Origin of the sequence: Ferdinandcohnia salidurans (genome assembly GCF_042680725.1) — a bacterium.
GTDB classification, from domain to species: domain Bacteria; phylum Bacillota; class Bacilli; order Bacillales; family Bacillaceae_L; genus Ferdinandcohnia; species Ferdinandcohnia salidurans.
On record NZ_JBHUEK010000004.1, the window covers coordinates 80,346 to 92,827 of the forward strand.

15 protein-coding genes are annotated in these 12,482 nt (G+C 34.9%); 7 read left to right on the forward strand and 8 right to left on the reverse strand.

All coding sequences use genetic code 11. The annotated features are described in order from the left end of the window. Positions 1 to 36: 36 nt before the first annotated feature. On the forward strand, positions 37 to 1,038 hold the full coding sequence (locus ACFSFW_RS00745) for an IS1595 family transposase (protein WP_388034471.1): 1,002 nt from the start codon (positions 37 to 39) through the stop codon (positions 1,036 to 1,038). Positions 1,039 to 1,069: 31 nt separating this feature from the next. Here the strand turns inward: ACFSFW_RS00745 and ACFSFW_RS00750 are convergent, their stop codons facing one another. From ACFSFW_RS00750 to ACFSFW_RS00765, 4 genes are all read right to left on the reverse strand, one after another. Beyond that, positions 1,070 to 1,237, reverse strand: coding sequence for a DUF4083 family protein (locus tag ACFSFW_RS00750; protein ID WP_388034473.1), 168 nt, complete (start codon positions 1,235 to 1,237; stop codon positions 1,070 to 1,072). 277 nt (positions 1,238 to 1,514) lie between these two features. Further along, a complete protein-coding gene (locus tag ACFSFW_RS00755) occupies positions 1,515 to 1,838 on the reverse strand; it encodes a hypothetical protein (protein WP_388034475.1) in 324 nt (107 codons plus the stop codon). Positions 1,839 to 2,450: 612 nt separating this feature from the next. Beyond that, the gene (locus ACFSFW_RS00760) at positions 2,451 to 3,110 is read right to left on the reverse strand and encodes a zf-HC2 domain-containing protein (protein ID WP_388034477.1); all 660 of its coding nucleotides are present in this window, start codon (positions 3,108 to 3,110) and stop codon (positions 2,451 to 2,453) included. Beyond that, positions 3,097 to 3,591 (reverse strand): RNA polymerase sigma factor, encoded by a 495-nt coding sequence (locus ACFSFW_RS00765; protein WP_388034479.1) that lies wholly within the window; start codon positions 3,589 to 3,591, stop codon positions 3,097 to 3,099. Before ACFSFW_RS00765 ends, ACFSFW_RS00760 begins: the two co-directional genes overlap by 14 nt. A gap of 462 nt (positions 3,592 to 4,053) precedes the next feature. Here ACFSFW_RS00765 and ACFSFW_RS00770 point away from each other — a divergent pair, with 462 nt between their 5' ends. Further along, a complete protein-coding gene (locus tag ACFSFW_RS00770) occupies positions 4,054 to 4,581 on the forward strand; it encodes a hypothetical protein (RefSeq protein ID WP_388034481.1) in 528 nt (175 codons plus the stop codon). A 283-nt stretch (positions 4,582 to 4,864) separates the two neighbouring features. Here ACFSFW_RS00770 and ACFSFW_RS00775 read toward each other — a convergent pair whose 3' ends face one another. Further along, the gene (locus tag ACFSFW_RS00775; RefSeq protein WP_388034483.1) at positions 4,865 to 5,086 is read right to left on the reverse strand and encodes a GNAT family N-acetyltransferase; all 222 of its coding nucleotides are present in this window, start codon (positions 5,084 to 5,086) and stop codon (positions 4,865 to 4,867) included. Between the two features lie 192 nt (positions 5,087 to 5,278). On the opposite strand from ACFSFW_RS00775, the gene ACFSFW_RS00780 reads away from it, so the two are divergent. From ACFSFW_RS00780 to ACFSFW_RS00790, 3 genes are read left to right on the forward strand one after another with little or no spacing between them, the layout of a single operon-like run. Beyond that, positions 5,279 to 6,409 (forward strand): SMODS domain-containing nucleotidyltransferase, encoded by a 1,131-nt coding sequence (locus tag ACFSFW_RS00780; RefSeq protein ID WP_388034485.1) that lies wholly within the window; start codon positions 5,279 to 5,281, stop codon positions 6,407 to 6,409. Next, positions 6,399 to 6,851: a type II CBASS E2 protein gene (locus ACFSFW_RS00785; RefSeq protein ID WP_388034487.1), complete on the forward strand. Its 453-nt coding sequence runs from the start codon at positions 6,399 to 6,401 to the stop codon at positions 6,849 to 6,851. The genes ACFSFW_RS00780 and ACFSFW_RS00785 overlap by 11 nt, the downstream gene beginning before the upstream one ends. Before the next feature lie 12 nt (positions 6,852 to 6,863). After that, positions 6,864 to 8,012, forward strand: coding sequence for an SAVED domain-containing protein (locus ACFSFW_RS00790; RefSeq protein WP_388034489.1), 1,149 nt, complete (start codon positions 6,864 to 6,866; stop codon positions 8,010 to 8,012). Positions 8,013 to 8,150: 138 nt separating this feature from the next. On the opposite strand, the gene spoIID is transcribed toward ACFSFW_RS00790, so the two are convergent. Continuing rightward, positions 8,151 to 9,191: a stage II sporulation protein D gene (gene spoIID, locus ACFSFW_RS00795; protein WP_388034491.1), complete on the reverse strand. Its 1,041-nt coding sequence runs from the start codon at positions 9,189 to 9,191 to the stop codon at positions 8,151 to 8,153. 455 nt (positions 9,192 to 9,646) lie between these two features. Between spoIID and ACFSFW_RS00800 the strand changes: the two genes are divergently transcribed. Both ACFSFW_RS00800 and ACFSFW_RS00805 read left to right on the forward strand, forming a co-directional pair. Next, on the forward strand, positions 9,647 to 9,982 hold the full coding sequence (locus tag ACFSFW_RS00800) for a YolD-like family protein (RefSeq protein WP_388034493.1): 336 nt from the start codon (positions 9,647 to 9,649) through the stop codon (positions 9,980 to 9,982). A 141-nt stretch (positions 9,983 to 10,123) separates the two neighbouring features. Beyond that, entirely contained in the window at positions 10,124 to 10,420 is a 297-nt protein-coding gene (locus ACFSFW_RS00805; protein WP_388034861.1) for a YolD-like family protein, read from the forward strand. Between the two features lie 28 nt (positions 10,421 to 10,448). On the opposite strand, the gene ACFSFW_RS00810 is transcribed toward ACFSFW_RS00805, so the two are convergent. Together ACFSFW_RS00810 and ACFSFW_RS00815 are read right to left on the reverse strand one after the other, a co-directional pair. Then, positions 10,449 to 11,459, reverse strand: a complete 1,011-nt coding sequence (locus ACFSFW_RS00810) for a FecCD family ABC transporter permease (RefSeq protein ID WP_388034495.1) — start codon at positions 11,457 to 11,459, stop codon at positions 10,449 to 10,451. Beyond that, a complete protein-coding gene (locus ACFSFW_RS00815; RefSeq protein ID WP_388034497.1) occupies positions 11,456 to 12,463 on the reverse strand; it encodes a FecCD family ABC transporter permease in 1,008 nt (335 codons plus the stop codon). Before ACFSFW_RS00815 ends, ACFSFW_RS00810 begins: the two co-directional genes overlap by 4 nt. Positions 12,464 to 12,482 lie beyond the last annotated feature (19 nt).

The window sequence follows — 12,482 nt, forward strand, 5'->3', positions numbered from 1 at the left end:
ATAATATGGTCGAAGAATGTTGAAAGGGTGTTCCGTATGGCGATGGCTTGGCACGATGTTTATAAAGACTTTAATTCCCTTACAAAAAAAGAGCAATTGGAGCTATTTAGAGCAGTTCAACAAGACTTGTTCCCTGAACCGAAATCCGACATATCAAAAATGATAGGGGAAGTTCGAGAAACAAGATTTTCAAAGGGATTAGCTTGTATTCATTGCGGAAGTATGTCCGTTAAACGTAATGGCAAATATCGCTCTCGCCAACTCTATCTCTGTAAAGATTGCGGAAAAACCTTTAATGATATGACAGGAAGCCCGTTATCAGGGACAAAATACCCTCATAAGTGGATTGAATACTACAAAATGATGATAGATGGGTTGAGCCTACCTAAAATTGCAAAGGCTCTTGATATTCATATTTCTACTGCCTTTTATTGGAGACACAAAATATTGTATGCTGTTCGTACTCTTGGGCATCAAACCTTACAAGGTATTGTGGAAAGTGATGAAACTTTTTTCTTAGAAAGTGATAAAGGCAAGAAAACAATCATCCATAGAAAGGCTCGGAAACGTGGTATTTCAAAAGAACAAATTTGCGTTGTCGTAGCACACGATAGAAACGGTCAAATCCTATCTCAAAAGGCAGGAAAAGGGCGAATTTCAGCTATTCAATTAGACCAGGTGTTAGGAAGACATATAGACACCTCTGCTTTGTTATGCACTGATACGGCGACTAACTACAAGAAATTTGCGGTAATGAAAGGATTACAGCACGAACCCATCAACGTAAGCAAAAAGGAATACAAAAAGAAAGGGATATACCATATTCAACACGTCAACGGTTATCACAAGCGGTTGAAGAAATGGATGGATAGATTTCAAGGTGTAGCAACGAAATACCTTGATAATTATCTGTTCTGGCATCGTTTCCTTGAGCTTAACAAGAAAATGCCTACTCAAGAACGTGTATTAAATATGCTTCTCAGCTCTTGTCAAAAGGTGAATTTTACTACTGTAAACACAATTAGGGAAATTGCATAAAAGCTCGGCTTTTTGAGCCGAGCTTAATAATCTATTTTTTTGGCGATTGTCCTGACGCTCTATCTAACTTTTCTTCAATTCTATCTAATTGTTCTTTTCTCTTCTTTGAAGAACGAACAAAAATTATAATAGCTACAATGATTGCGATAGGTATTAAAAGTGCAAATAACTGAAAAATAATATCACCAATATTCAACATATATATCACCCCTCTTTTAGAATATTATACCATTTATTATTATATTAAAAAAACCTTATTCAATAGCAACAATCTTTTAGAAAAGAGCCTAAAAAATAAAGGGCGATACATTTAGACATGACTAATGTTATCGCCATTTACCTTCATATTCACGCGCAAAGTATCAGCAAGAGTACCATCGAAATCAAATATAATCGCTTTAATAACTACACACCCTTTATTAAAACAAGCGATAATCCTTCTTGGATCATCGCTACCCGTTACTTGAATATAGTTATTAATGTGGTACTGAATTAGTCGCAAGATAAAAAGCCATAAATATACTAAAACAACCTAAAAAAACGAGAATTGTAAAAACAATCTTTATCCCTATCTGTCCTATGAAATAGATGTTTACTAATAAGAAGTAGATAATGGCACTTCCACCAATAAATGACAAAAAATCTTTGGTGTAGTCAATTGAAGGGAGTGGATTTGTTACATTAGTTAATGCTAATCCACAAAAAATGAATATACCTAAAATATTTAGTAGTTTTCTCATACTTACTTCTTTTTTGGTTACAATTTCAACGTTTTGAGACGTTTGGACATTGGTTTCCAAAATGACACCCCCACTTTATAAGCCCTTAATAATCATACGGATTTATCGAATAAATGTTTCATAAATCTTCTATTTGCTTATTAAACAATCTTGCCCCGTTAGCTTAATTACTTCAACAAAAAGGTGCGTAATCCTTCTTGGATCAACGCACCCATTAGTTGAATAAACTAAGTCATTTCTTCTTATAAAGATACCGATACCCAAAATATATAATCAATATTGCAATAAAAGTAACAATCAAATTTTCCACATTAGCACAACCTACTATTTTGACACAGAATAAAGGTTCCTCTGGTTTTTTAAGTATTGATAATAGCAAATAATATACTTACCTCCCCACAAAGGGATTTTTTACATATATATTCACCTAATCTCAATCCCATTCAATTTTGCATCATTATTTAACTATTCTGTATCGTTATTTCAACTAAATTCTATAAAAATAGCTAATCCCTTCTTTGAGTAACGCTACCCGTTGGTGAAATAAACCTTATGAATGCAAAACACTATGTACAAAATATTTGGCATTCTCTGCGTCTTTTTTCCTAACAGAAACAACATATTGTTTTTCGTAATCGAACAATCGCACCCGTTAAAAAAGATAATTAATTGTTATTTCTCCCATATCAATACAGCACGTTTTAAAATTGAATCCCAAGAATCCTTTCCAGTAGCGACTTTTTTTTCATCATAATCTACATAATAAACAGCATCAATTTTTTCACTTTCAGAAAATTCCCAGATATAATTCTGTTCATTAAGGTTCTTCTCGTTATTAATTAGGTTTCTTGAAGGGGAATCAGCAATTGTTTGTTTATAAGAGATAAAACTCACATTCTTTCTCTCTCCGTCAATTTCAAGTGGCATAGGAAGGGTCTCGCTAACACTAGAATAACTTTTACCGTAATAATGAGAAACCAATTGATTATCATTTTGCATTTCAATTTTAATTAGACTTTTCGAGTATGGAATAACCCTTTCATAATAAAAAACATATGCAAATGCTCCATATAAAATTATTGCCGTAGCAAAAACGGAAACAATTGAAATTATCATCTTTTTCCTACGCCACTGTTTATTAATCTTTTTAATAATAGGGGCTTTATTTTCTAATGGAACATACAGTTTTCGTTTCATTGTTTCATATTCCTCTCGGCATTTTTCACAATGCTGTAAATGCTGGTCTACCATTTCTTTTGTATCTTGACTAACTACCTCATCAATATAAAGAGGTAAAACATCTTGAATAATTGTACATTTAATCTCTATCATAATTCTTCTCCTCCATATACTCGATAATTTGTTTCCTCGCTCTGTAATAGGTCACCCTTGCCCAACCTGCACTTTTTCCAAAAATACGACCTATTTTCTCAAACGGTAATTCGCCAAAAGTACGTAGTGAAAAGACCTCCTTATATGGCTCATTCATGGAGTGAAGAAACTGATGAACTGCGAAGGCATCTTCTTCATTCATCAAATGATTTACAATTTGCACTCCCAAACCTGATACTTCTACTACATCTGAATCTATTTGTCGTTTATTTCTTTTATAGTGAGAGAAATATGTATTTTTTGCAATTGTAAAAAGCCACGCTCTAATATCTTTAGAACCATCGAATTTTTCAATTGCTTTTAACGCCTTAAAAAATGCTTCTTGCGTAATTTCTTCGGCTATACTCTCATCGTGACTTAATGATTTGATAAACAAATAAACTTCTCTAAAATATTCTTGATAGATTTCCTCAAAGTTCATCCTCTCTTTTCACCCCTTTCACTGATATAACTCCTAGAATTCCATTTCGTTACAAAGATATTTAAATATATTACATTAGAGCAATAAATTTCTCATTAAAAAATTCTTACACTAAACTGCACCGTTGGCTTAATAACTTCAACGAAAATAGGCGATAATCCTTCTTGGATCATCGCACCCGTTAGCTTAAGTGTAATACTTCACAAATTGCATATTGACTCCAGCTCAACATTTAGGACTTGTAGACAAACAATTTACTTTAAATGATATATTGTACTTTAAGTAAAATGTCCCGTATTATACGGGACATTTTTACTGAAATTGGTTATAACTGTTTAAAATCCTTTATGAAATATAATCATAAAATCAATTTATTTCTCAAAGAGAAAGAACAAATTTTTGATTGATCTATTAAAAGGTTAATGGAATATTATGTTAAAATATAGTACAAGGGGGTTGCTTATGAATAGAAAAAAAGGAAAGAACTTTTTATCTTTTATGTTGCTTATACTAATATTTGTACTATCAGCTTGTACTCAGGATCCTGAATTAGAGTTGTATGAAGGAAAAGCATTAAGTATTGCGGTAGTCGGGGAATTACCAAAAGTGGAGGAAGAACAAGTAAGGTTCAACGAAATTTCTTTCGATGAACTAGCAAGCGAGGAATTAGGCACTTATGATGCAGTCTTTATTACGGAAGAAAATCTTCCTAAAGCTGCTGAAAGCCAATATGCAGATGTTTATTTAAATTCAACAATTCCATTTTTCTTTATTGGAACAGATAATTTTGTTCCTTTTACTGAAAAGGATTTGGAGTACGACAAGACTTCTTATTGGGATGGTAGTTATGCTGTTGGTGTTCTTACATCACAAGAAGATGAGTCGTTAAAAACTTGGGGATTTGGTCTATACAATGATAAAAAAACTGATGAACACATTAAAGATGTCTATTCAAGAATTTTTAAGACAATTGAAGAACTTAATCGTTAAAATGTTAAAGGAGCATAATCAATATGATCCTTTTTGTTGTGAATCAATGTGTGAATTATAGTGCGAAAATCTCCTAATTTCCTTTGTTATTCTATTGTGATTTATTGTTTTGCACTTCACAAGTGAACCCGTTAATTTTTTGTTGAATATGACCACGTATTCTTTAGATTTGTCTAATGTGTGGTCTTATTCAATTTCACTAACCTGCATCGTTAGTACAATAACTTCGACAAAAAAGGGCACTTCCCCCTCTCGAAGGAAAGCACTTTTAGTTGAGGAAGAATTAATTTTCATTCCATACCTTTGCTAGTGTTGAATAAATAATATGATCTACATAATGGTCATATAGCCATTCTGCTTGTCTTAACTTTCCTTCCTCTACAAAACCTACTCGTTCAACTAGTGTTCGACTTCTTTTGTTTTCAGCTGCTATGCTAACTTCAATTCTATTTAGTCCAAGTTCTCTGAATCCGTAATCGACATACGATTTTAATGTTTTTGTCATTATACCTTCCCTTGAAAACCTTCTCCGAGCCAATAGCCGATGGTACCCCTTTTATACAATATATAGATGGTGTTTTATTTTTTATATACAATATATTGATTTTTATGCTTGACCAATATTAACCAAAGGGGATATAATATGGTTATAAATAACTAGGAACAAACATTCGTTTTTCTCTAGAGAGGAGACCATATGAATAAAACTTTTTCTGCTTCAAACCAACTGGACGATTTGCTTCATCGTGTTGGTGCAAAACTTCAAATTAGCAAACCACAACGAAAACTTGCCGAAGAAAGGTATCTTGCAGTTGGAACATGGCTTTCTAAAGACGAAGACCTGTTTAATGGGGCGGATGTTGAAATCTACCCTCAAGGTTCTTTAAGCATTAGTACAACTGTTAAGCCGCTTTCAAAACAAGAATACGATCTTGATTTGGTTTGTCAAATTAATCAAACTTGGCAAGGAAAAGATCCACTAAAATTGTTAGACTCCATTGAAAAACGCCTCAAAGAAAACAAGATGTATGTAAATATGGTCGAGCGGAAAAACCGTTGTATTCGATTAAATTATGCAAATGAGTTTCATATGGATATATTACCAGCTCATCCTGCTGACAATACGTCAAGTACAAGTGTTAAAGTCCCTGACCGAAAAGCAAAAGGTTGGAAAGATAGCAATCCAAAAGGATATACAGATTGGTTTAATGACAGGTCTTATCAGTATGGAATACTGCTTGAAAAACGAGCTGATATTAAACCTCTTCCACATGATGAAAACATTGAACGGAAGCCGCCATTGAAGCGAGCGGTTCAATTAATCAAACGATATCGGGATGTATATTTTGACGATACTCCTGATTCTGCCCCTATTAGTATCGTGTTAACGACACTAGCTGGTCAAATTTATGAAGGACAAGCCTCTGTTTACGAAGCAATTTCTGATATTTTGGATGGAATTCTTATACACCTTCCGAATAGTGGGGAAAGGCTTGTTGTGCTAAATCCGACTAACCAAAAGGAAGATTTAAGTGAGCGATGGGATGGACATCCAGAGTTATACATGGAATTCGTGAAGTTTATCCGTGACTTCAAAGAAAAATGGGATGGATTAAATGAACTTCGCGGTATTCATGAAATTGCAGAGGAACTAAAGGCGATGTTTGGAGAAAATGTGATCAATGAAACCCTAAAAGAACAAGCTGAGTACATGGAAAAGTCTAGAAAAAACAATCAACTTGGAGTAGTTGGTGCAGGACTATTGGTTGCAGCAACAAAAGAAGAAAATGTGATACCACTAAGGAAAAATACATTTTATGGCGAGTAAACAGATTCCATTTAAAAAACACCACATTCCGATTTCACAACAGATTGTTTTTATGAATCTTGCCTTTCCTGAATTTCATGTGGAGTGGAAAAAAAACACGGTTGTCTGGACGGGAAATATACAACCAACGGCACTTAGCGAGAATTATACGGTTGAAATAACTTATTCGTTGGACATGCTGCAACCAGATGTGATTGTTCTTACACCTTCATTAGAAAAAAGAGGGGAGGCAAAAATTCCTCATGTGTACCCAGGGAACAAGTTATGTCTTTTTCGCCCAAAAAAGAAGGAATGGACAAAGGATATGTTTATTTCTGAAACGATTGTTCCTTGGACATCCCTCTGGTTATATTACTATGAACTTTGGCATGCAACAGGAGAATGGTTTGGTGGAGGAGAACATCCAGTAACTAGAAATAAAAAGAAAAAATTCGTAGGGTAGAGGAGAAAATCTATGTCAAAAACAAGCATCCCTGATAAAGTGAAAATAAGACTGTGGGGAAAAGCAGCAGGAAGATGCCAATATGAAGGATGTAATGATCCTCTTTGGAAAGACTCGATAACTCAATCTGAATTTAATACAGCATACATTGCTCATATCATCGCAGATAGTCCAAATGGACCAAGAGGGCACGAAACACTTTCTGAAAAACTGGCAAAAGACATATCCAATTTAATGTTGATGTGTGATAAACACCATAGATTAATAGATAAGGAAGATGTTGAAGGTCATCCAGTCGAAAGATTAATGGAAATGAAGAAAAAACATGAAATTCGAATTGAAATGGCAACCTCAATGAGTGAAGACCGAAAAAGCCATGTCTTATTATATGGTGCAAATGTCGGAGATCACAGTTCACCCATCTATTGGGAAAGAACAACACCAGCTATGTTACCTAATAGGTATCCAGCTGAGAAACCTGCCATTGAGTTAAGTTTAAAAAATAGTCCATTTCACGATCATCAGGAAATGTATTGGACATTGGAGAGAGAAAGTTTAAGAAATCATTTTTCGGATAAAGTAAAACGAAGATTGGTACTTGGCGATATCCAACATTTGTCTGTTTTTGCTTTAGCACCACAACCACTACTCATTGAGTTAGGTGTATTAATCTCAGATATTTGCCAAGCCGATGTATATCAATTGCACCGAGAACCGTCGGATTGGAAATGGCAAGATGATCCTGAAGGCTCTGAATACATCGTAGAAGAACCTGATATCATTCATGAAAAAGTAGCACTTAATTTGTCACTAAGTGCTACGATTGACAATCAGAGGATCACGAATGTTTTAGGAACTGACACATCGATTTGGAATGTAACTATTTCTCATCCAAACAATGACTTCTTAAATAGTAGTGGTCAATTAAGTAAAATTCGTACAGTTTTTAGGGAATTACTGAATAAAATCAAAATGATGCATGGTCAGGATACGATTATTCATGTATTTCCTGCTGTTCCTGTTTCAATAGCTGTTGAATTAGGACGAGTTTGGATGCCTAAAGCAGATTTGCCGCTTTCCTTATATGATGAAAAGGGTGGTTTCCACCACGCTTTTACCATTGGAGACACAGCACGTCAAAAAGAAAAAGTCTCGCTTTAAATCAATTTACACATTATTAAGTTGTAACTAACAAAACGAAAAGACAAGGATATAGTTAATTCCTTGTCTTTCGTTTTTCATTGTCTCATTTATTCAACTAAAGCACCCTCTAGTTGAAGTAGATATTTATTATTTCTTCTATTCTCTTTGCACAATGAGCTTATCCGCGAAGCTTTCAGAAGAATCAATGTTAACTCCTGGATAATAATGATTAATAATTTCTATATAAGAGTAACCTTCCTTAGCCATTCCATTTGCTCCCCATTGACTCATACCTACACCGTGGCCATTTCCTTTAGTTTGGATTACTATACGATTTCCTTCTTTAGTAATAGTAAAGTCAGCAGAAGCTAAGCCTAGTGTTTCTCTTATATACTTTCCTGTAAATTCTTTACCACTGATTTCAACTACCCCAACTCTCTTCCCTGGAGTAGTTGAAACAACTTTCACTAAAGGTGCTGAGTTATTTACAGTAACCCCCAATTTTGTTTCAAATTCTTTTACATTCAATTTCATCTGTTGTATATACTTTGGTGATTCTTTATCCCAAGGGCTTTCTACACTTTTAAGATAAGGGTATGGATATTTCCAATAATGTTCCGAGTTCTCAGTAAAACCATTACCAGTTGAAAAATATTGAGCTTCAATGGGTTGCCCATTGTACGTTAAAATTTGTCCTTCAGTAGCTTTTACTGCATCTTCGATTTTTGAAATATAAGTCTGATACCTATCTCCCCATTGTCCTTGTAGTTCTGATTTTGTTTTAAATACTTGATGAAACTGAGTGTCAGAAACATCAGCACCTTTACCTACACCTGGCTTTGTATCACTCAACATTAGTCTTAATATGTACGTTCGTGCAGCAATAGCTTGAGCTTTCAATGCCTCAAACTCAAATGAAGGTGACATTTCAGATGAAACAACACCTGCAACATATTCTTCTAAAGGAAACTCCTCTATTTTCTTTGAATTATCCCTATATACTGATACCGCGATTGAAGAAGGATTAGTATCGGAAATATTATCTTTTATACTATTTCTCGGTAATTCAAGGTCACTTGCTAGAATGTCAGTAATGTTTTTTTCTTTGGAACCAAAAGAAACAACTATAGATGGGATTGCTAAAATAAGAGTACTTATTACTATAATTAGTACTAACAATGGGGATATATTTTTCATTAAATTCTCCACCCTTAAAAAAATACTAGACTTTATTTAGGTATATGAGATTCTATCAGTTTAAATACCACTTTTTACACAAATTTACATATTACTTCTTCAACTATTAATGCCCCGTTTCTTTAAGTACAAAGCCTCACAATCTCTTCTAACACTAACATACATATACAATTTTCTTATAAGTGTTATTCAATTAAATGGTCCGTTTACTTAATGAGAAAAAATCCCATATTATCAAAAAACACATATAATAGCTGTTGGACATTTTCAAACAGTAAACTGTATTTTCTTTCATTTATCATTTCTTCTTTTTAATTAACCATTGCATTGTTCAATTAAATGCCAAAATCTTTTCGAATAGCAAGATTGAACAAAGGAAAAAAATATAATATAATAAAGGGAACGTATGTTCTTTTTTGGCAAAGGAATCATTTGTGGAGAAAAGAGGTGACAAAATGATCCGCGATAGAGGTAATAAAAAGTGGGTTTCACTAATGTTACCTGAACATGTAAAGATGTTGAGGGAATATAACGCAAGTTATAATAAGATTCCAAAACCGTCTCTTGATGAACAAAAATATGAACAGTTTAATGAAATTGTATCTGAGGCTATGGAAATGAATAATACCTTGGACGTTACTTATTATTTTCAAGGGGATGTCAAGCATTACATTGGCAATATTCACTATATCGATGTATTAAAAAAAGAGATAAGAATTATTGATCAACGGGCTGAAAAGCACTTTTTAAAATTAGAAAATATCATAGGGATATCAAACTACAATGAATAATATTCAGAAAAAATTGAGCAGAAGGAAGAGCAGTACTAAATGAAAAGAACTATCTATATTGACATATCTTCAAAGAATAAACGTTTGAAATTTAAAAGATTTTTTAAAAAAAGTCTTGATAAAAAAATCAAATGGACAGCAATGATGCTGCCAGAGCATGTAAAAATACTTAGAGATTGGACGGAAGAAGACACGTATGAGCAAAAACCTGAACTTGATGAACAGCAAATTGAAGAGATGAATGGCATTCTTTGTGAGGCAATGGAGGAGGGGAGAGAATTAGTGATTACGCATTATGAAGGGAAACACCACAAACTCCTTCTCGGCACTATCCATCATTATGATGCTCTACAAAACAAACTGCATGTCATCGATAAATTTGGGGAAGTTCACTATATCCCAGCAAACATGTTAGTCGATTTGCGTTTTTTCGGTTAATACTTTTAAAAAAAGCGTGATTTAAAAATCACGCTTTCTTCAGCAAAAGATAAATAAAATAAGGTGCTCCTATAAGAGCAGTCATAATTCCAGCAGCAATACCTTCTGGTTCCACAATATTGCGCCCGATTGTATCAGCAAATAATAATAGCCAACCACCAATCAGCACAGCAAGTGGGATAAAAAGCTGATGACATGCTCCTACTAATGTTTTTGCGATATGTGGAGCCATTAAACCAATAAAGGCAATGCCACCAGTAACAGAAACAGCGGCAGCGGCTAATGCAACTGCTGTTAATAGTAAAAGCAGCCTTTCTTTTTCAATGGAGATACCTAGCCCAATTGCGGTCGTCTCACTTAAATTAAGGATATTTAAGCGATTCGCTTTAAAAAGAGTAAAGGGAATTAGCACAAGCAACCAAGGTAGGAGTGCCAGTATAAATGGCCAGTCTGTCCCCCATATATTCCCCGCTAACCATCTGGCAATAAAGTCTACTTTTTCACGTTCAGAGGAGGAAATGAGTAGGACCATTGTGCCTGATAAAGCCATTGAAAAACCAACTCCTATTAAGATTAGCCTTACTGGTTGGAGGCCTTCACTTTTGCTATATGAGAATAGATATATTAAGCATGCTGTTATGAGGGCACCGAAAAACGCTACAACAGGAAGCAAATAAATAAATGATCCGACATCAATCGGAGCATACAAAAAGAAGACCGAAATGCCTACACCTGCCCCAGAATTAATTCCAATGATTCCAGGATCTGCGAGGTCATTTCGTGTAATTCCTTGTAGGATAGCCCCGGATAGGGCGAGTGCCATTCCGGCAAGAACTGTAATAACAATACGTGGTAAACGTACAGAGAATAACACAAATTCTTCTTTAAAAGACCCTTCTCCTAAAAGTGTAGGAATTAACCTATTGTAAGACAAGGAGGAGTATCCTAGTCCCATGCTAACGATAGTTGTTATGATGATCATTACAAAGATTCCAATGAGTAAAAAGCGATGTTTGTTACGTAAACTTGGATGGATCATGAAAAAGCCTTACCTCCTTTATGGACAATGAATAGGAAGAAGGGAAGCCCCAATATGGCTACAATCGCAGGCACTGGTGTTTCAAAGGGGGCATTTAAATTTCGTCCAAGCGTATCTGCAAATACCATAAAGGTAGCACCAGCAACAGCTGACATCGGAAGAATATAGCGATAATCTGTTCCAACAATGGCTCTTACAAAATGGGGAATCATCAAACCAAGAAAGGTAAGATTTCCAACGAGTGCAACCGATGCACCTGCAAGCATGATAACGATTACGAATAATAAAACCTTAATCAGTAAAATTTTTTGACCTAACCCTATCGCAATTTCCTCATTTAGACTAAGAATTGTCAGCTGTCTCGAGAGAAACAGAGAAATCAAAATGCCGATTATGATAAAAGGAACGATGACTTGAAGTTGAGCCCAAGTAGTTCCTATAATACCACCAGCACTCCACATTGAAACGTCTTTAGAAATATTAAAATATAGTGCAATCCCATCGGCAACTGCATAGAGAAAAGCAGATACAGCAGCCCCAGCTAACACAATTCGAAGGGGAGAAAATCCTCCTTTTTTAGCTGAGCTGATACTTATGACCAAAATGGTTCCAATGCCAGCTCCAATAAAACAGGCTATCATAATAGCAAAATAGTTAGCAGTAGGAACCAAAGCAATGGTTAAAGCAAGAGCTGCATTAGCACCAGCCGTTAATCCAAGTATGCTAGGGTCTGCCAAAGGATTTCTCGTTACACCTTGCATAATAGCTCCTGCTACCGAAAGACCGGCTCCAACAAATACGGCTGCTATTTCTCTAGGAACACGGATTTCGCGAATCATGGTGATGGTGTCGGTCTTTACGTTAGTTGAAAGAGCTAGCCATACTTCTTTCAAAGTCGTCTCAGCAGCCCCAAATACCAATGAAATAATAAACACGATGATGAAGAGCAGAATGCCCAAGGTAAGTTTCAGAATAAACGGAACTGAATTTGTGTATTTTGTCATAGTATCTCATCTTTTCCTT

What these genes read in the sequence shown, in the direction of transcription:
- ACFSFW_RS00745 (WP_388034471.1), top strand. Translation starts at nt 37, where the DNA reads ATGGCGATGGCTTGGCACGATGTTTATAAAGACTTTAATTCCCTTACA.
- ACFSFW_RS00750 (WP_388034473.1), bottom strand. Translation starts at nt 1,237, where the DNA reads ATGTTGAATATTGGTGATATTATTTTTCAGTTATTTGCACTTTTAATA.
- ACFSFW_RS00760 (WP_388034477.1), bottom strand. Translation starts at nt 3,110, where the DNA reads ATGATAGAGATTAAATGTACAATTATTCAAGATGTTTTACCTCTTTAT.
- ACFSFW_RS00765 (WP_388034479.1), bottom strand. Translation starts at nt 3,591, where the DNA reads ATGAACTTTGAGGAAATCTATCAAGAATATTTTAGAGAAGTTTATTTG.
- ACFSFW_RS00770 (WP_388034481.1), top strand. Translation starts at nt 4,054, where the DNA reads ATGAATAGAAAAAAAGGAAAGAACTTTTTATCTTTTATGTTGCTTATA.
- ACFSFW_RS00775 (WP_388034483.1), bottom strand. Translation starts at nt 5,086, where the DNA reads ATGACAAAAACATTAAAATCGTATGTCGATTACGGATTCAGAGAACTT.
- ACFSFW_RS00780 (WP_388034485.1), top strand. Translation starts at nt 5,279, where the DNA reads ATGAATAAAACTTTTTCTGCTTCAAACCAACTGGACGATTTGCTTCAT.
- ACFSFW_RS00785 (WP_388034487.1), top strand. Translation starts at nt 6,399, where the DNA reads ATGGCGAGTAAACAGATTCCATTTAAAAAACACCACATTCCGATTTCA.
- ACFSFW_RS00790 (WP_388034489.1), top strand. Translation starts at nt 6,864, where the DNA reads ATGTCAAAAACAAGCATCCCTGATAAAGTGAAAATAAGACTGTGGGGA.
- spoIID (WP_388034491.1), bottom strand. Translation starts at nt 9,191, where the DNA reads ATGAAAAATATATCCCCATTGTTAGTACTAATTATAGTAATAAGTACT.
- ACFSFW_RS00800 (WP_388034493.1), top strand. Translation starts at nt 9,647, where the DNA reads ATGATCCGCGATAGAGGTAATAAAAAGTGGGTTTCACTAATGTTACCT.
- ACFSFW_RS00805 (WP_388034861.1), top strand. Translation starts at nt 10,124, where the DNA reads ATGATGCTGCCAGAGCATGTAAAAATACTTAGAGATTGGACGGAAGAA.
- ACFSFW_RS00810 (WP_388034495.1), bottom strand. Translation starts at nt 11,459, where the DNA reads ATGATCCATCCAAGTTTACGTAACAAACATCGCTTTTTACTCATTGGA.
- ACFSFW_RS00815 (WP_388034497.1), bottom strand. Translation starts at nt 12,463, where the DNA reads ATGACAAAATACACAAATTCAGTTCCGTTTATTCTGAAACTTACCTTG.